Here is an 18,390-nt window from a genome sequence, read left to right as displayed (position 1 = left end):
CAGCATTCCCCTGTTCTACGATGTGTGCTATCACACGTCTGATAGCGTGACTGAATAGAGTAACAATGAACGAAGACAATTCGCAGAATTCTGAAGGTCCGAGTAAGAAGTCCTTTTTCGGACGTTTAGGTCAGCTTTTTCAGGGCGACCCCAAAGATCGACAGGAATTGGTAGAAGTTATCCGGGATTCGGAAATTAATGACCTGATCGACCACGATACAAAAGCAATGTTGGAAGGGGTCATTCAAATTTCTGAAATGCGGGTTCGGGATATCATGATACCCCGCTATCAAATGGTGACGATTGACAGAGATGCCTCTCTCGACAAACTAATCACCTTAATCACAGATGCCCAACATTCACGGTATCCGATCATCAGTGAAGATAAAGACCATGTTGATGGTATCTTGCTGGCAAAAGATCTACTCAAATATCTCGGTTCAACATGTACACCATTTCATATCGATGAAGTCATCCGTCCCGCGGTTATTGTCCCTGAAAGTAAACGTGTCGATCGGTTATTGAAAGAGTTCCGGGAAGAACGCTATCACATGGCGATTGTTGTCGATGAATTTGGTGGTGTGTCCGGGCTTGTTACAATCGAGGATATACTGGAAGAAATCGTCGGGGATATCGAAGATGAAACTGATGATGAAGAACAACAGGATATCCGTAAGCTCAGCAAACATACGTTCTCCATCAACGCACTGACACCGATTGAAGACTTTAATCAGACATTCGGTGCTAATTTCAGCGATGACGAAGTAGATACTGTTGGCGGGCTGGTGATGACAGCATTCGGTCACCTCCCTGAACGGGGTGAAGTAGTGCAATTGGCAGACTATCAGTTTAAGGTGACCAGTGCGGATAACCGACGCGTTGTTCAACTACAAGTCACAATTCCTGACGTTGAAACCGTTTCAGAAGAGTTTCAGGAATAGTAATATAATCAGTAATCACCCTCTATCGAGCAAAATAATAATAAGCTGATGTCTAATTCAAACTATTCTCGTTTTATACGGCCACTAATGGCCGTTTTTTCTGGTGCCATCGGGTCATTTGCTTTTGCACCCTACGCACTGTGGCCGTTAGCATTCTTTTCGCTGTATTTCTTATTTCTCCTGTTACACCAGCGCTCAGCAAAACAAGCTTTCCTACTGGGCCTATTTTGGGGGCTGGGGTTCTTCGGTCACGGGGTCTACTGGATTCACGTCAGTATTGATACGTTTGGTGGTGTTCCGAAAGTGGTCAGTATCCTGTTGATGGGGTTACTCTCCACTTATCTGGCACTTTATCCGGCCTTGTTTGGTTACGTCCTGAACCGATATTTTCCTCGAGAGTCCGCAATCCGCTATCTGTTAGTGATCCCTGCCCTTTGGCTTGTCAACGAATGGCTACGGGGATGGGTTTTCACCGGATTCCCATGGCTTTGGCTCGGATATAGTCAAATCGACACGCCTTTGGCAAATTATGCTCCCATCGGTGGCGTTGAACTGGTCACACTGGCGATTGCCTTAACCTCAGCCGCGATGACATACCTAACTTTGCAACGGCAATGGCTTAGCCTGCTCGTCCCATTCGGGATTTATGGGATTGCAGCTTGCCTCAATTCTGTTCACTGGGTTTCGCCACAACCAGACCGTCAGACCACCATAGCTCTTGTTCAAGGCAATATCGATCAAGCTCTCAAATGGCGTCCCAGTGAGCGCTGGCCGACGCTGATGAAATATGCAGATTACACACAAGAAAATTGGGGTGCAGATATTATTATTTGGCCGGAAGCAGCAATTCCAGCTTTTGAACATGAAGTCCCAGCCTATCTCGGCTCTTTGGATGGACTTGCCCGACAAAATCACTCGGCGCTGCTCACGGGAATATTAACCCGACCGAATAATCGTACTTTCTATAACAGTATTCTTGCGCTCGGCGAGGGAACGCCGGCATACCCAAGTACAAACAGACCTAAATATGAAAAACACCATCTCCTGCCATTCGGTGAGTTTGTCCCGTTTGAACAATGGCTACGACCACTGGCTCCGCTGTTCAATCTTCCAATGTCATCATTTTCTCCGGGCCCTTATATTCAGTCGAATATTCAGGCAAATGGCCGTTTCTTTGTCGCAGCCTTATGCTATGAGATCGTCTTTAATGAGCAGATCCGGGAAAACGTCACAGACCAGACCGACTTCCTGCTAACCTTATCAAACGATGCCTGGTTCGGACGTTCTATCGGCCCGCTCCAGCATATGGAAATAGCGAGAATGCGGGCTCTGGAACTGGGAATCCCTCTGATTCGTTCAACCAATAATGGGGTAACAGCCATCACCGACTATCGGGGAAAGATCACCCATCGGTTGCCGCAATTTGAAGCTGGCGTTCTCAAAGCAACGCTGACACCGACCCAAGGAGAAACGCCTTATCGCATGTTGGGATCGTGGCCACTTTATGGCTGGATAGCGTTCAGCTTATGCTTAGGATTTATCACCACCCGCTCACGTGACGAGTGAAAAAGATTCAGCCTTTCTCTCACGCTTTTGAGTGAACAGAAACCCGGCTGAACTGATCGTGACCGCAGGTCGTACAAGGGATAATTTCTGTCGGGTGGTTGTATTCCATTTTATGGCCACAGTGCTCGCAAACCAGTACACCAAGGCCAATCACATCGCCTGCTCGGTATGACCCTTGATGATCCAGTTCATGATGCAGTTCCGCCCATTCTAAAGCCGTTCTGTCCGTAATCGATGCCAACGCTTCCCAGATTGAGTTAGAAATCATCACTGAAAAAGGACCACTTTTGCTTTCCTCATAATGCTCAGCAAACTCATGCAAATCGGCTTTCATATAGGCAGAAATCAGTGCCAATTCATCTTTAGTCATATCAGACGCAGCCTGAACCACTTTCTCCGATGTTTCGATAGCATTCTGCAACCCTTCCGGACTCTGTTTTACGGTTTCAATCACCTCTTGCAACAGAGTTTCATATCCCGATTTATGTTTTGACATGACAAACCTCTTCCAAACTAGATTGACTATTGTTGTGTACTCTCGCTTTAGGTATTCTATGTCGATCTATTCGTACCTGTTCTAACTGAACTCACAAATCCAAGATAATCGGACATCATCGATGCAAGAACAATATAATCCACAAGAAATTGAGCCCAAAGTTCAAGCGTATTGGGAAAACAGCAAAACCTTTACTGTTACAGAAAATCCCAGCAAAGAAAAATTTTACTGTTTATCTATGTTTCCGTACCCAAGTGGCCGACTACACATGGGACACGTACGTAATTACACGATCGGTGATGTGATTTCCCGCTTTCAACGCCTGCAAGGTAAAAATGTCATGCAGCCAATCGGATGGGATGCATTCGGTCTTCCGGCTGAAAATGCGGCCGTCAAAAATAAAACTGCGCCGGCACCATGGACCTATGAAAATATCGAATACATGAAAAACCAGTTGAAATTACTGGGATTCGGTTATGACTGGAACCGGGAATTTGCAACCTGTCGCCCTGAATACTACCGCTGGGAACAAGAATTCTTTACCAAGCTCTATGAAAAAGGCCTCGTTTATAAAAAAACCTCTTCTGTCAACTGGTGCCCGACCGATCAAACAGTGCTGGCCAACGAACAGGTAGAGAACGGCTGCTGCTGGCGTTGTGATACCCCCGTCGAACAGAAAGAAATCCCGCAATGGTTTATCAAAATTACCGCTTACGCTCAGGAACTGCTTGACGATCTGGACACACTGGACGGCTGGCCGGAAATGGTAAAAACCATGCAGCGTAACTGGATTGGCCGCTCAGAAGGAGTTGAGTTACAGTTTGATGTACCAAACTATGGCGCACTGGAAGTCTATACGACTCGTCCGGATACGTTGATGGGTGTCACTTATGTCGGTATCGCAGCGGGCCACCCGCTAGCAGCAATTGCTGCGCAGAATACCCCGGCAATCGAGAAATTCATTGATGAGTGTAAAAACACCAAAGTCGCAGAAGCCGAACTGGCAACGATGGAGAAGAAAGGTATCGACACAGGTCTGAAAGCGATTCATCCGCTTAACGGACGTGAAGTGCCAGTCTACATTGCTAATTTCGTTCTGATGGATTACGGCACTGGGGCGGTCATGGCTGTTCCGGCACACGATCAACGGGACTTTGAATTTGCGACTAAATATGGCCTAGATATTCAGCCGGTGATTCAACCAGCAGACGGCAGCGCTCTTGACATTTCTGAAGCGGCCTATACCGATAAAGGCGTCTTATTCAACTCTGGTGAATTTGATGGACTAGACTTCGAGCAAGCGCTGAATGCCATTGCCGCCAAACTCGAATCACAAGGCAAAGGACACAAGACGGTCAACTTCCGTTTGCGTGACTGGGGGGTATCTCGCCAACGCTACTGGGGTGCGCCAATTCCGATGGTCACCACACAAGACGGTGAAATTCACCCGGTGCCCGCCGATCAATTACCCGTACTGCTACCGGAAGATGTCGTGATGGATGGCGTGACCAGCCCGATTAAAGCAGACAAAACATGGGCTGAAACGACTTATAACGGTCAACCCGCACTGCGTGAAACCGATACTTTCGATACGTTTATGGAATCCTCATGGTATTACGCTCGCTATTGTTCACCGCAAGCGGATCAAATCGTAGATACCGAGCAAGCCAACTATTGGTTACCCGTCGATCAATATGTAGGCGGGATTGAACACGCTTGTATGCACCTGCTCTATTCGCGTTTCTTCCATAAACTTCTGCGTGATGCCGGTTATCTCTCTTCTGATGAACCATTCAAGAAATTGTTGTGTCAAGGTATGGTTCTGGCTGACGCATTCAGCTACCAGAATGAAAAAGGTGGTAAAGAGTGGGTTTCACCAACTGAAGTTAAAATTGAGCGTGACGGCAAAGGGCGTATCACCTCAGCTGTCGATGCCCAAGGGCGTCAGGTGGAACATTCCGGCATGGTCAAAATGTCAAAATCGAAGAATAACGGTATCGACCCGCAAGAAATGGTCAATAAATACGGTGCAGATACTGTCCGACTGTTTATGATGTTTGCCTCCCCTGCAGATATGACTTTGGAATGGCAGGAGTCGGGCGTTGAAGGGGCAAACCGCTTTTTGAAACGTGTCTGGAAACTGGTACTTGAGCACACCAGTCAAGGCGAAGCGCCTGCCGTCGAACCGCAGTCATTGAATAACGAACAAAAAGCGCTCCGTCGAGAAGTTCATAAAACCATCGCGAAAGTCACCGACGATATTGAGCGCCGCCAGACGTTCAACACCGCGATCGCCGCGATCATGGAATTGATGAACAAATTGGGTAAAGCGCCGCAGGAAAATCCTCAGGATCGCGCCATACTGGACGAAGCACTCAAAGCCATTGTGGTGATGCTATCGCCAATTACACCGCATATCTGCTTTGAAATGTGGCAAGCTTTAGGCGGTTCGGATCTCGATCATGCCCCTTGGCCGGCCTACGATGAAAAAGCGCTGGTCGAAGATGAAAAACTGATTGTTCTACAAGTCAATGGTAAGGTACGTGGTAAACTGACCGTTGCCGCAGATGCACCCCAAGAACAAGTTGAAAGCTTAGGACTTCAAGACGAGAATGTGCAGAAATTTACGGATGGCCTAACGATCCGGAAAGTGATCTATGTTCCGGGTAAACTACTGAGCATTGTGGCAAACTAATCGGATTGTCTATTAACAACCGATTGTATGTTAACAACGAATTGCATGTTATAAATGAATTTGCCGGTTAACAACAACATGTTTGCACATGCAAGTTGTACGTGACTAAAAGATTGTGCGTTACTCCAAGAATAACACCACATCTTTAATTGTGATGAACTAAATCACTTGATACGAGTCAGTAAACAGAAGTTTATGATGTTTACTGACTCTTGTGATTTAAGAACAGGATATTTCACATCATCGATGGTTTGTCACTACGGTGTGATTGTCTGGAACTATCTCTGTTCAATTGATTAAAATAGGACTCGAATGCGTTCACTTCATCCCTCATTATTACGACATATCTTCCTGGCATTGTTGACACTCTCGTTGACGGCCTGCGGTTTTCATTTACGGGGAGATTATGATGTTCCGGAAGCTTTAGATAAGCTATCTGTGACCAGCTACGACCAATACAGTCAGTTTACCCGAATGGTTAAAAACCGGCTGAGACTGAATGAGATTGAGATCGTTGAACCGACTAAAGACATTCCTAATTTACATCTAGTCAGCGAAACGATCTCATCAAGGACATTGTCTATTTATCAAAACACGATCGCAGCGGAAAAAGAACTGACTCTCAATGCGACTTTCCGAGTCACAGTTCCTGACGTCGGTACCAAAACGTTCACCACGACTGTCACCCGTAGTTATCTGGACAACCCGTTAACAGCTTTGGCGAAGTCGATGGAAAGTGCCATGCTCATTGACGAGATGCGTCAACTTGCTTCATCTCAGATTATTCGTCTCATGGCTCGTTTAAAACCAGATCTGACTTTGTCTGAACGTTCAGCGCGTTCACGGCAACGCAACATATCTGAGCAGGGTGATAACAATAGTCATGTGTCAACCACTGAGGTTTCAACGGATCAGCACACGATAAACCAATAGAGTTTAACTGAGATTTTGATGCGTATATTTGCGGAAAAATTGCCGGAACATCTTCAACATCAGTTGATGCCCGTTTATCTCCTATTCGGAAATGAACCATTATTATTGCAAGAGTCCCGGCTCTCAATTGCCCAGAAAGCCAAAGCGCAAGGTTTTACTGAAATCTACCGCTATCAGGCGGACAGTACACTGGATTGGCACCAAGTCTTTGACCATTTTCAGGCATTTAGTTTGTTTTCAAGCCAACAATTGGTCGAGCTAACGCTCCCTGACGGTAATATGAACGCTCAGCTAAGCGGGCAGTTACTTGCGCTGGGAGAGATGTTGCATCCGGATACGATTCTGGTCGTGATCGGCAATAAACTCACCAAAGCGCAGGAAAATACCAAATGGTTTAAAGCCTTAGCCACACAAGGCTGTTTGGTAAACTGCCTGACACCGGATCTCAATCGTCTGCCACAATTTGTCATGCAGCGTTGCCGGAAGCTGAAACTAGTTCCCGATCCTGAAGCCTTACAGATGTTGGCACAATGGCATGAGGGAAACCTGCTGGCTCTTGCCCAGAGTCTGGAAAAGCTAGCGTTGCTCTATCCTGATGGTCAACTGACACTGATCCGAGTCGAAGCTTCGCTGTCCCGGCATAATCATTTTACTGTCTACAACTGGACGGATGCTTTGCTGGATGGAAAATCCAACCGTTGCCAGCGCATTTTACGTCAGCTAGAAGCCGAAGGCACTGAACCCGTATTACTGCTACGTTCAGTGCAGAAAGAATTGCGGTTACTGACCACCCTTCATGCACAGCAGCAAGACGCATCGCTTCATTCACTGATGGATAAACATCGAATCTGGAAAAATAAGCGTTCACTTTATGTGAATGCATTAAACCGACTCAGTGCAGACCAACTATACATGCTGATCCAGACATTGACTCACATTGAACTCTCGGTAAAAACTCGCTATGACATCAATCCATGGCCGTTGCTTCAAGCATTCAGCCTACAATTTACCCAAGCTGGTTTGACGTCCGCTTTGCCTGATTAAAAGCATGATATACTTTAAGTAGGTTTGAAAAACTTAAAACAGATTCGAAAACTTGAGTAATTCAAATCTGCTGATAAAAATGAGTCGTTTAAAAGTAAAGACAAAGTTAGAGGAAATTTCATTGCAACACGAAGAACTGAAAAATTTTTTAGTTGATAAAGCAGATGATATGAAAGCCGAAAATATCACAGCACTTCATGTAACCGGGAAATCAAGTGTTACAGACTATATGGTGATTTGCACCGGAACATCAAAACGTCATGTATCATCCATTGCCAATCATGTCGCCAGCGAAGCCAAAAAATTAGGCATATCTCCCCTAGGGATTGAAGGTAACTCAGAGGGAGAATGGGTCGTTCTGGATATGGGAACATCAATGTTACACGTCATGCAGGAAGAACAGAGATCGCTCTATCAGCTTGAAAAACTCTGGAGCTAAAGTGTGAAGATTCAGCTAGTTGCTGTGGGCACAAAAATGCCCCAATGGGTTGAACAGGGATTCAACGAATATCAACGTCGCTTCCCGCATGATATGCCTTTAGAGCTTATTGAGATCCCCGCAGGCAAGCGTGGTAAAAACGCAGATATCCCCAGAATACTGGATAAGGAAGGGGAAGCGATGCTTGCTGCAATTCCGAAAGGGCATCGGATTGTCACACTCGATATTCCGGGAAAACGCTGGGATACCCATCAGTTGGCACAACAGATGGAAAGCTGGAAATTAGATGGCCGGAATGTCTCGATCTTAATTGGTGGGCCCGAAGGGTTATCACCGGCCTGCAAACAAGCCGCAGAACAAAGCTGGTCTTTATCACCCCTTACGCTCCCTCACCCTTTAGTCCGTATTGTGATGGCTGAAAGTTTGTACCGAGCCTGGAGCGTCACAACCAACCATCCTTATCATCGAGAATAGTACGAGATGCTTCGCAAACGCAGTCAGATCCGAGACTACAAGTCAGAAGACAATCTGTTTCGAAACAGGGCTATTATTTCGTTTTTAGCGATTATCATTCTGGTTGGTGTGCTAATCGCAAACTTATATACCCTTCAGGTCGTGCAATTTCAGGATTACAGAACCCGCTCTAACGATAACCGGATTAAAATTGTCCCAATCGCCCCGAACCGCGGGCTGATTTATGATCGCAATGGTGTCTTGCTGGCAGAAAATCGCCCTATCTTCGATTTGGAGATTACACCGGAACAAGTCGATGATATGAATGCAACCATCCAGCGTTTAAGACAAATCATTGATATTTCACCGGAACAAGTCGCTTCTTTCCGCAAAGAATTACGCCAAACCAGACGCTTCAACTCCGTACCGATTCTGACACAATTGACACCGGAAGAAGTCGCCAAATTTTCGGTCAATCAATACAAATACCCGGGGGTTGCTGTCACTGCACGCCTGAAACGTTACTATCCTTTCGGCAAAATGCTGACCCATGTAATCGGCTATGTATCCCGGATCAATGACCGTGATATTGAACGACTAAAACGAGAAGCAAAAGAGGCGAACTATCAGGCAACCCGTGATATCGGAAAGTTAGGTATCGAACGCTATTACGAAGATATTTTACACGGGATGCCGGGTTATCAGGAGGTTGAAGTCAACAGCCGCGGACGCGTTATCCGCACCCTCAAATATGTGCCTCCGGTACCGGGCAAAGATCTGGTTCTGAATATAGACGTTAACCTGCAACGTTACGTTTATCATTTACTTGATGGCAAAAAAGGCTCAGCGGTCGTACTCGATCCGAAAGACAATGGTGTACTGGCGATGGTTTCCAGCCCAAGCTATGACCCCAATGCTTTTGTCCACGGCATTACCGGTAAAAATTACCGGGCCCTGTTGGAAGATAAAGACCATCCCTTGGTCAATCGAGCCACATTGGGAATCTATCCACCGGCATCCACAGTCAAACCGTTAATTGCCGTCTCAGCACTACAAGAAGGCGTCATCACCCCAAATACCACCCGTAATGATCCGGGCTACTGGCGTATTCCCAATTCAAAAACCAAACCTTTCCGGGACTGGCTAAGATGGGGGCATGGTAAAGTCAACATCACAAAAGCACTGGAAGAGTCCGTTGATACGTTCTTCTATCAAGTTGCTTATGATATGGGCATTGATCGGCTGTCTCACTGGATGAAAATGTTCGGTTACGGAGAATATACCGGGATTGATATCTTCGAAGAAAGTAAAGCCAATATGCCGACCAGAGAGTGGAAAATGGCTCGCCACCGAACCCCTTGGTATCAGGGAGACACCATTCCCGTCGGTATCGGCCAGGGCTATTGGACAGCAACCCCGATGCAAATCACGAAAGCAATATCGGTCTTAATTCACCATGGTAAGGTTCTGGCTCCACATTTTCTCCGGGCAACCATTGAAAACGGAGAGCCCTTTGACAAACAGCAGATAGCAGAAGTTGAAACTTATCCGCCAATTACCGGTGTACCGAAGAAATACTGGGATATCGCAATCAATGGCATGTATCTGGTGAATCATGGCCCTCGGGGAACCGCACGTCATGCATTCAAAAATCTCAAATATAAAAGTGCCGGTAAGTCAGGTACGGCTCAGCTCTTCGGCCTCGCAGAAGGGGAAGAATATAATGCAGACGATCTTGCAGAACACCTGCGTGACCATGCATTATTCACTGGATTTGCACCCGTCGATAACCCGAAAGCTATTGTTACTATCGTATTGGAAAATGCGGGAGGCGGCTCCAATCATGGTGCCCCCGTGGTGCGAAAGATATTTGATCACATTATTCTAGATGAAGACCAACAAGAGAAGAAAGACTAATGGAATTCGATCCATCTACAGGCCAAAGCCGAGCATTCTTTGAACGTTTGCACATTGATCTTCCTCTATTACTCGGTCTGCTGCTGGTAATGGGGTTTGGACTGGTGGTGATGTATAGTGCCAGTGGTCAAAATCTGGCGATGATGGAACGCCAAGCGATGCGGATGGTCTTAGCACTCACAATTATGGTTGTCCTTGCCCAGTTATCACCCCGAAGTTATGAATCTTTGGCACCTTTCCTGTTTTTCTGCGGTGTCTTACTACTCTTCGGAGTTCTGCTCGCCGGAGAAGTATCGAAAGGTGCGCAACGCTGGCTCGATATCGGCGTGATTCGTTTTCAGCCGTCAGAACTGCTCAAATTGGCGGTCCCGCTGATGGTCGCCCGCTATATCGGTAAACATCCACTCCCCCCGTCATTCAAAACTCTCGGTGTTTCGTTGATCATGGTCTTTGTGCCGACGATTCTCATCGCAAAACAGCCCGATTTAGGAACATCGATTCTGATTGCGGCTTCCGGTATCTTTGTCATCTTCCTCGCTGGCATTAGCTGGCGTATCATTTTTGCAGCTATTTTTGCCACTGGGGCTTTTGTTCCGATTCTGTGGTTCTTTTTAATGCGTGAATACCAGAAAGTACGTGTGCGGACATTATTCAATCCGGAGTCCGACCCATTAGGAGCCGGCTATCACATAATTCAGAGTAAGATCGCCATTGGTTCCGGTGGTATTTTGGGGAAAGGCTGGTTACACGGTACTCAGTCACAACTTGAATTTCTGCCAGAGCGTCATACCGATTTTATTTTTGCCGTGATTGCCGAAGAATGGGGACTGATTGGTATTGTTGCTTTGCTATCCGTTTACCTGTTTATCATCGGACGCGGCCTTTATTTGGCCAGTAATGCCCAAACCGCTTTCGGAAAAATGATGGCGGGCAGTATCGTACTCAGCTTTTTTGTCTATGTATTTGTCAATATTGGTATGGTGAGTGGAATTTTACCTGTTGTTGGCGTTCCGCTGCCATTAATCAGTTATGGTGGGACATCCATGGTTACCCTCATGGCAGGCTTTGGCATTCTGATGTCAATTCATACTCACCGAAAAGCATTTTCAAAGGCAATCTGATGAGCGTTCGACTGCTTCTATATTATAGCTCAATCCTTCTATTCATGGCTGGCTGTAGCTCTTCCGGCCGTTATGATATCCGTAATGATGTGGCCCCCAAACAACCCATCTCCGTTGATAATATTGAGGATGCCCATCCAAAGTACGAACCTTATAGTCTTGGCGGAAACAGAGACTATACTGTTAGAGGAAAGAAATACCATATCATCAAAAATCCAAATGGATTCAAAGAACAAGGGCTTGCCTCTTGGTATGGCAAAAAATTCCATGGCCATCAAACCTCCAATGGCGAGATTTATGACATGTACTCCATGACCGCAGCCCATAAAACGTTACCGATTCCCAGCTATGTCAGGGTCACCAACACGAATAATGGTAAAACGGCTATTGTTCGCGTCAATGACCGCGGACCTTTCCACACCGGAAGAATTATCGATTTAAGCTATGCCGCGGCATTCAAGCTTGACGTAATCCGAACGGGCACGGCCCCCGTCAAAATAGAGGTACTCACTTATGACCGCCCAACCATGACGGCGGCGGCTCCCCCGAAAAAACACCAATCTGACTACGTCATTCAAGTTTCTTCTTCAACACATTTGGAAAGAACCCGAACTTTATCGCAAGATTTGAGTCAGAAGTTATCTGTGACCAGTTATATCGATAGCCTAAACGGTAGTCATCGGGTTTTCCTTGGACCATTTCATGACTACTCCCAGACTCAACAGACACTGGAACAGGTGAAACAACTGGGCTACAGCACCGCCTTTATCAGGAAACACCGGCTGATACAATAAATACCGGAAAATCTGGCCGAATCGCCCTTTGGGTCTGGCTTGAGAAAATGAGTTTCTGTTAAGATATACATAACTAATTGTAAAATTCTGCATTTATCATGAATAAAAAAATACTTTTGAAGTCGATTTCTACTCCTTTTATTGCCTTAGCGGCGATATTTACATTCACTGCTTCAGCCTCTCCGATAGTGGTTCCGGATGCACCTCAAATTGCAGCCCGAGGCTATGTTCTGATGGATTATCATTCAGGTAAAGTCCTTGCAGAAAAAGAGATGAACACCAAACTGCCCCCAGCCAGTTTGACCAAAATGATGACCAGTTATGTCATCGGCCAAGAACTAGCCCGTGGCAATATCTCCCCGGATGACGATGTGGTTATCAGTAAAAACGCCTGGGCGAAAAACTTTCCGGATTCCTCCAAAATGTTCATCGAAGTCGGAACGACCGTGAAAGTGAAAGACTTGAACCGCGGTATCATCATCCAATCCGGCAATGATGCTTGTGTTGCCATGGCTGAGCATGTCGCAGGTTCCGAAGATGCGTTTGTCGATTTGATGAATGCCTGGGCCAACACTATCGGTATGAAGAATACCCATTTTGAGAATGTGCATGGACTGGACCACGGCAATCACTATTCAACCCCTTATGATATGGCGATTTTGGCACAAGCATTGATTCGCGATGTGCCGAACGAATATAAACTCTATTCTGAAAAGAAATTCACCTATAACGGCATTACCCAATATAACCGCAACGGCCTGCTCTGGGATAAGAGCATGAACGTTGATGGTATCAAGACCGGCCACACCAGCCATGCTGGTTACAGCCTCGTTAGCTCAGCGACAGAAGGCAACATGCGTTTGATTGCTGTGGTGATGGGAACAAAAAGTACGAATGCACGGAAGTCAGAAAGTAAAAAACTGCTCAGCTACGGTTTCCGCTTCTTTGAAACGGTAGCACCACATAAAGCCGGAGAAACGTTTATTAACGAACGCATCTGGATGGGTAACAAAGACACCGTTGCATTAGGTGTTGATAAAGATACTTATGTCACGTTACCAAGAGGGCAAGCGAAAAACCTGAAAGCCAGCTTCGTCTTAGAGAAAGAGCTGGAAGCACCGATTAAAAAAGGTGACGTCGTCGGTAAACTGTATTATCAGCTAGAAGGTAAAGATGTTGCCCAATATCCGTTAATCGCGCTGGAAGATGTCCAAAAAGGTGGTATTTTCAGTCGTCTATGGGATTACATCATCTTGTTATTTAAAGGATTATTCTAATCCGGATCATAATGTGATGTAGCATTCACTCTCAATAAAAAAGCCTGATTTAATATCAGGCTTTTTTATTTTGGCGGACTTTTTTATTTTGATACAATCCACATCTCGTTCTATCGAGCAATTCACCCAAGGCTATATACTGGTTGTTGATTGCTCACCCTGCGCGGACAACCGTTTTGGCCAGAGTAATGACTCACGACGCAAAACTCTTTCGATATCTTTAAGCTGCGCAGGTTTGGGCAGTACATCATCCATCCCACAGATTTTGTACTGCTCAATATCTTCTTCACTGGCATTAGCCGTATAAGCAACGATATAAGGCTGTTTCATCTCAGTCTGACGACGGATTTCACGTGTTGCTTCCATCCCGTTCATCTTACTCATGTAGATATCCATTAAGATCACATCATAATTGCTGTTTTGTACCGCCTTCAGCACTTGAGTGCCGTCTTCGACGGTATAAACCCGGTGACCTAACTTTTCCAACATAAATCGTGCTAATGACTGATTGAGAGAACTGTCATCGACCACCAGAATATTCAGCGGGGTACAATGCGGGATCGATTGGCCGCTTTTATCTGACTGACCACCGACCTGCCCGACCACCTGATAGGGAATATCAAACCAAAATGTTGCACCGAGTCCGGGCATACTTTCAACCTGAATATCTCCCCCCATCATTTCAACAAAGCTCTTACAAATCGAGAGTCCTAACCCCGTCCCGCCCACATGAGAGCCGATTTGCATAAAAGGCTGGAACAGACGTTTCAGGTGCTCTTGTTCAATGCCGATCCCTGAATCCTTGATTTTAAACACAAGACGGGGATCACTATCGCTGCACGCTAAACTCACGCTAAGATGAATTTCGCCGTGATAAGTAAACTTGGCTGCATTGCCTAACAAATTAATCAAAATCTGTTGCAGTTTTTTGGGGTCGCTGCGGATATATTGAGGCACAAAATCGCCGATCTCGTAACTCAGTTGAATCTCCGAAGATTTTAGTTGTGGACGAATTAAATCAATCACAGTCGATATGAGTGGACGAAGTTCAAAGTTATCAGGCTCAAAGGTGATTTTATCCGCCTCGATTTTCGACAGGTCAAGGATATCATTCACAATCGCCAGTAAAGAACTCCCGCCAGACTCAATAATATTAAGAAACTCCTGCTGCTTGGTATCCAGACGAGAATGACTCAGAAGTTCGGTTGCCCCGAGAATACCATTCAACGGTGTCCGGATTTCATGACTCATGACAGCAACAAACTTACTTTTGGCCCGATTGGCGGACTCGGCTGTTTTTCTGGCCGCTTGTAGTGCAGCTGTACTTCGGCGTAACTGCATCAAGTTATGTCGGATATACGTTAAATAAACCCCCACCAATATACTGAAATTAATGAAGAGAAAAATAGAAAACCCTGCCAACCGAAGCCGGGTCTCACCTTCTTCTGCCTTCTGGTGTGCATAATACTCCCTCATCGACATCTCAGCCGCGGCAACATAACGTGAACCATCAGCGGAATACATCGGGACAAAAACAGCACGAAAATCGCCCCAATGATCATCATAATCTGCCCAGATAATGCGATTTTCATGTAATGCGGTCAGTAATTGGTGACTGGCATCAGGATAGGGATCGAAAAAACGAACATAGGTATTATTTTTCAACTCGTCTTCGGACGCGCTGGATGAAACGAGGACAGCCTGCCCACCCCGCTCAATCACCGTATAAATATAAGTCAGATCCATCTTTCTGCTATATTCGGTCAATCGCTCGATGGCATGCCAATCTTCTGCTTCAGTTTTAGAGTGCTTATTGACTAATCCATCATGGTAATGCTCTCCCAGAACTGCAGAGGCAACCAAAGCACCGTGATAGAGCCGATTATTCAGATCATCTTCGATCGACTGCTTCGCTTGTACATAAAGATATGCAACAAAAGAAATACAGGAAATCACATACACACAACTGAATAGGACAAATTTCCATGTTTCTTTAATACGCAACCCTTTACGATGAGCGTTTTTAGCAATCTGCTGCATTATTTCTTAACCTACTAAACTCACGACAAAAACAATGTCATCTCTATCAAAATAACCCCAAGATGCAGTTTCAGCATATACCAATTAGTTGCATAAACGATACGCTCAATATAAAATTTACCGCGGTCGATCACCCTCATCTGCATAGCATTTCACTAACACATTAATCTTTATACATTTATTTTTTCTCTAGGGCTACTCCCTTCACTAAAGCAGCATTCTGGTAAATTCATAATAAAAATACCAACTCACTTTATATAACTAAAGTCATTCAATAAACCGCTAAAGTTTGCGTGAAACCACACAAACACGCACAATTTGAACATAAAAGTGCATCTTGAGATCCATGTCATTAATCAGTATTATTCCCTTCCTTACCTATCGACCTCAGCCGGAGTTGCACTTATGTTAACAATAAACTCAGATGCTAAACTAAAAGACTTGCTTGAATTTCCTTGTTCGTTTACCTACAAGGTTATGGGTCATGCAAAACCGGAGTTACCAGAACTAGTTCTTGAGGTTATACAGCGTCATGCCCCCGGAGATTACAGCCCGACCATCAAGCCTAGCGCGAAAGGGAACTATCATTCAGTTTCCGTCAATATCACCGCAACATCGATCGAACAGGTTGAAACACTCTATAAAGAGCTAGGTGAGATCGATATTGTGCGTATGGTTCTGTAAGCGAGACAGATAGCCGGATACACATCCATAAATTCTATTATTTTTTGAAAAATTCAATTTTTTTTGAAAGACAACAACGGTAATCTTTCCTTATCAATCAAATCGTTAGAATGGCTCATCCAAAGATGCGGCCATTTTTTATCATCATTGAGTAGTTCCATTGCTCGAAGCAGTTTATAATCCAAATACTTTATTTATCGCGGATGAGTCATACTATGGAGAACCAACTCGTTATCAAACGACTCGGTCAACAGGACTATCAGCCTATCTGGCAAGCGATGCACGATTTTACCAACCAGCGAACGGATAAAACCTGTGATGAAGTCTGGCTGGTTGAACATCATCCTGTTTTTACTCAGGGTCAAGCCGGAAAAGCAGAACACATTCTCAACCCGGGAGACATCCCCGTCGTCCAGAGTGATCGCGGCGGGCAAGTCACCTATCATGGCCCCGGGCAACTGGTTGTTTATTTTCTACTCGATTTAAAACGTAAGAAACTCGGTGTCAGAGAACTCGTCACACACATTGAAAATATTGTCATCGAAACACTGAATACATTTCATATTCAGTCACGGGCCAGAGCAGATGCGCCCGGTGTGTATGTCGAGAATAAAAAGATCTGTTCTCTGGGACTACGAATTCGCAGAGGCTGCTCTTTTCATGGGCTGGCTCTGAATGTCAATATGGATTTATCACCATTTTTAAGAATCAACCCTTGTGGCTACCAAGGTATGGAGATGGTTCAGGTCAGTGAACTCGGTGGTCCGTCCGACATGCAAACCGTCGAAGAACAACTCATCACAACGCTTGTAACAACACTGGGTTACGAGCATATAGAATTCAGAACAGAAGCAATATCATGAGCAAACCAATTCAAATGGAAAAAGGCGTCAAATATCGCGACGCTGATAAAATGGCACTGATTCCGGTCAAAAACATGCCGACCGAACAGAAAGAGCAACTGCGTAAACCCGCGTGGATGAAGATTAAACTCCCAACAGATAGTCAGCGTATTCAGGATATTAAATCTGCTATGCGCAAGAATAATCTACATTCTGTCTGTGAAGAAGCGTCCTGCCCCAATCTGGCAGAATGCTTTAATCATGGTACCGCAACCTTTATGATTCTGGGGGCGATTTGTACGCGTCGCTGCCCTTTCTGCGATGTCGCACATGGGCGTCCTTTAACACCGGATGCGCAAGAGCCTCATAAACTCGCGCAGACTATCCGGGATATGAAACTCAGATATGTTGTGATCACATCGGTTGACCGGGATGACTTACGTGATGGCGGTGCCCAACATTTTGTGGACTGTAACCGAGAAATCCGGACGCTCAACCCTGATATCCGTATCGAAACGCTGGTGCCTGATTTTCGAGGCCGGATGGATACCGCACTGGATATCCTGCAAGATAACCCGCCTGATGTATTCAATCACAATCTGGAAACCGCACCGCGCTTGTACCGGAAAGTCAGACCCGGCGCAAACTACAAATGGTCTCTTGAATTATTACAAAAATTCAAACAGCAACACCCGGACATCCCGACCAAATCAGGCCTGATGATGGGACTGGGTGAAACCAAAGAAGAGATTGTCGAAGTGCTTAAAGATCTGCGTGCACATGGTGTAACTATGCTGACGCTGGGTCAATATCTGGCACCAAGCCGCCATCACTTACCCGTTGAACGGTATGTGCCACCGGAAGAGTTTGATGAGCTGAAAGAGATTGCGCTTGAACTCGGCTTTACGCATGCTGCATGTGGTCCGTTTGTTCGTTCATCCTATCATGCCGATCTGCAAGCCAAAGGTGTTGAAGTAAAATAATCCCGATGGCCGGTGCATTGCACCGGCCTGATTACTCTCTCTGCGGCACGCTCTCTCACATCAATGCTTTGGATTCGCTCAGAAATAACCTTCATTGCAAATGTGAAACAATTGCCATAATTTGAGTTGTAATATTGAATCTATGATTGTTGTTCTATAGTCTAG

General features: G+C 45.5%; 16 protein-coding genes. 14 read left to right on the top strand and 2 right to left on the bottom strand.

All coding sequences use genetic code 11. The features are described 5' to 3' along the window. Window positions 1–65 precede the first annotated feature (65 nt). Both corC and lnt read left to right on the top strand, forming a co-directional pair. Window positions 66–941 (top strand): CNNM family magnesium/cobalt transport protein CorC, encoded by an 876-nt coding sequence (corC, locus tag VRK_RS04450; RefSeq protein ID WP_059120274.1) that lies wholly within the window; start codon window positions 66–68, stop codon window positions 939–941. Window positions 942–989: 48 nt separating this feature from the next. After that, the gene (lnt, locus tag VRK_RS04445; protein WP_059120273.1) at window positions 990–2,507 is read left to right on the top strand and encodes an apolipoprotein N-acyltransferase; all 1,518 of its coding nucleotides are present in this window, start codon (window positions 990–992) and stop codon (window positions 2,505–2,507) included. A 19-nt stretch (window positions 2,508–2,526) separates the two neighbouring features. Here the strand turns inward: lnt and VRK_RS04440 are convergent, their stop codons facing one another. Further along, entirely contained in the window at window positions 2,527–3,003 is a 477-nt protein-coding gene (locus tag VRK_RS04440) for a zinc ribbon-containing protein (protein ID WP_059120272.1), read from the bottom strand. 121 nt (window positions 3,004–3,124) lie between these two features. Between VRK_RS04440 and leuS the strand changes: the two genes are divergently transcribed. The 9 genes from leuS to VRK_RS04395 all read left to right on the top strand — a co-directional run bounded on the left by leuS (window position 3,125) and on the right by VRK_RS04395 (window position 13,676). Continuing rightward, window positions 3,125–5,698 (top strand): leucine--tRNA ligase, encoded by a 2,574-nt coding sequence (leuS, locus tag VRK_RS04435; RefSeq protein ID WP_059120271.1) that lies wholly within the window; start codon window positions 3,125–3,127, stop codon window positions 5,696–5,698. A gap of 312 nt (window positions 5,699–6,010) precedes the next feature. Next, entirely contained in the window at window positions 6,011–6,631 is a 621-nt protein-coding gene (locus VRK_RS04430) for an LPS-assembly lipoprotein LptE (protein ID WP_059120270.1), read from the top strand. Window positions 6,632–6,649: 18 nt separating this feature from the next. Next, on the top strand, window positions 6,650–7,675 hold the full coding sequence (gene holA / locus VRK_RS04425; RefSeq protein ID WP_059120269.1) for a DNA polymerase III subunit delta: 1,026 nt from the start codon (window positions 6,650–6,652) through the stop codon (window positions 7,673–7,675). 121 nt (window positions 7,676–7,796) lie between these two features. Continuing rightward, entirely contained in the window at window positions 7,797–8,114 is a 318-nt protein-coding gene (gene rsfS / locus VRK_RS04420; RefSeq protein ID WP_059122643.1) for a ribosome silencing factor, read from the top strand. A 3-nt stretch (window positions 8,115–8,117) separates the two neighbouring features. Then, window positions 8,118–8,588 (top strand): 23S rRNA (pseudouridine(1915)-N(3))-methyltransferase RlmH, encoded by a 471-nt coding sequence (gene rlmH, locus VRK_RS04415; protein ID WP_059120268.1) that lies wholly within the window; start codon window positions 8,118–8,120, stop codon window positions 8,586–8,588. A 6-nt stretch (window positions 8,589–8,594) separates the two neighbouring features. Beyond that, complete coding sequence (gene mrdA, locus VRK_RS04410; RefSeq protein ID WP_059120267.1) at window positions 8,595–10,484, top strand: penicillin-binding protein 2; 1,890 nt, start codon at window positions 8,595–8,597, stop codon at window positions 10,482–10,484. Beyond that, a complete protein-coding gene (gene rodA, locus VRK_RS04405; protein ID WP_059120266.1) occupies window positions 10,484–11,605 on the top strand; it encodes a rod shape-determining protein RodA in 1,122 nt (373 codons plus the stop codon). The genes mrdA and rodA overlap by 1 nt, the downstream gene beginning before the upstream one ends. Further along, window positions 11,605–12,399, top strand: a complete 795-nt coding sequence (locus VRK_RS04400; RefSeq protein ID WP_059120265.1) for a septal ring lytic transglycosylase RlpA family protein — start codon at window positions 11,605–11,607, stop codon at window positions 12,397–12,399. The genes rodA and VRK_RS04400 overlap by 1 nt, the downstream gene beginning before the upstream one ends. Before the next feature lie 98 nt (window positions 12,400–12,497). Next, window positions 12,498–13,676, top strand: a complete 1,179-nt coding sequence (locus VRK_RS04395; RefSeq protein ID WP_059120264.1) for a serine hydrolase — start codon at window positions 12,498–12,500, stop codon at window positions 13,674–13,676. A gap of 132 nt (window positions 13,677–13,808) precedes the next feature. Here the strand turns inward: VRK_RS04395 and VRK_RS04390 are convergent, their stop codons facing one another. After that, on the bottom strand, window positions 13,809–15,716 hold the full coding sequence (locus VRK_RS04390; RefSeq protein ID WP_059120263.1) for an ATP-binding protein: 1,908 nt from the start codon (window positions 15,714–15,716) through the stop codon (window positions 13,809–13,811). A gap of 405 nt (window positions 15,717–16,121) precedes the next feature. On the opposite strand from VRK_RS04390, the gene ybeD reads away from it, so the two are divergent. The 3 genes from ybeD (at window position 16,122) to lipA (ending at window position 18,225) form a co-directional block, all read left to right on the top strand. Then, a complete protein-coding gene (gene ybeD, locus VRK_RS04385) occupies window positions 16,122–16,400 on the top strand; it encodes a DUF493 family protein YbeD (protein WP_059120262.1) in 279 nt (92 codons plus the stop codon). Between the two features lie 215 nt (window positions 16,401–16,615). Continuing rightward, window positions 16,616–17,263, top strand: a complete 648-nt coding sequence (gene lipB, locus VRK_RS04380; protein WP_059120261.1) for a lipoyl(octanoyl) transferase LipB — start codon at window positions 16,616–16,618, stop codon at window positions 17,261–17,263. Next, window positions 17,260–18,225, top strand: coding sequence for a lipoyl synthase (gene lipA, locus VRK_RS04375; RefSeq protein ID WP_059120260.1), 966 nt, complete (start codon window positions 17,260–17,262; stop codon window positions 18,223–18,225). Before lipB ends, lipA begins: the two co-directional genes overlap by 4 nt. Window positions 18,226–18,390 lie beyond the last annotated feature (165 nt).

Source organism: Vibrio sp. MEBiC08052 (genome assembly GCF_001506075.1).
Taxonomy (GTDB): domain Bacteria; phylum Pseudomonadota; class Gammaproteobacteria; order Enterobacterales; family Vibrionaceae; genus Vibrio.
Note: the sequence above shows the minus strand (reverse complement) of the source record. Positions and strands in the feature narration are given on the sequence as shown.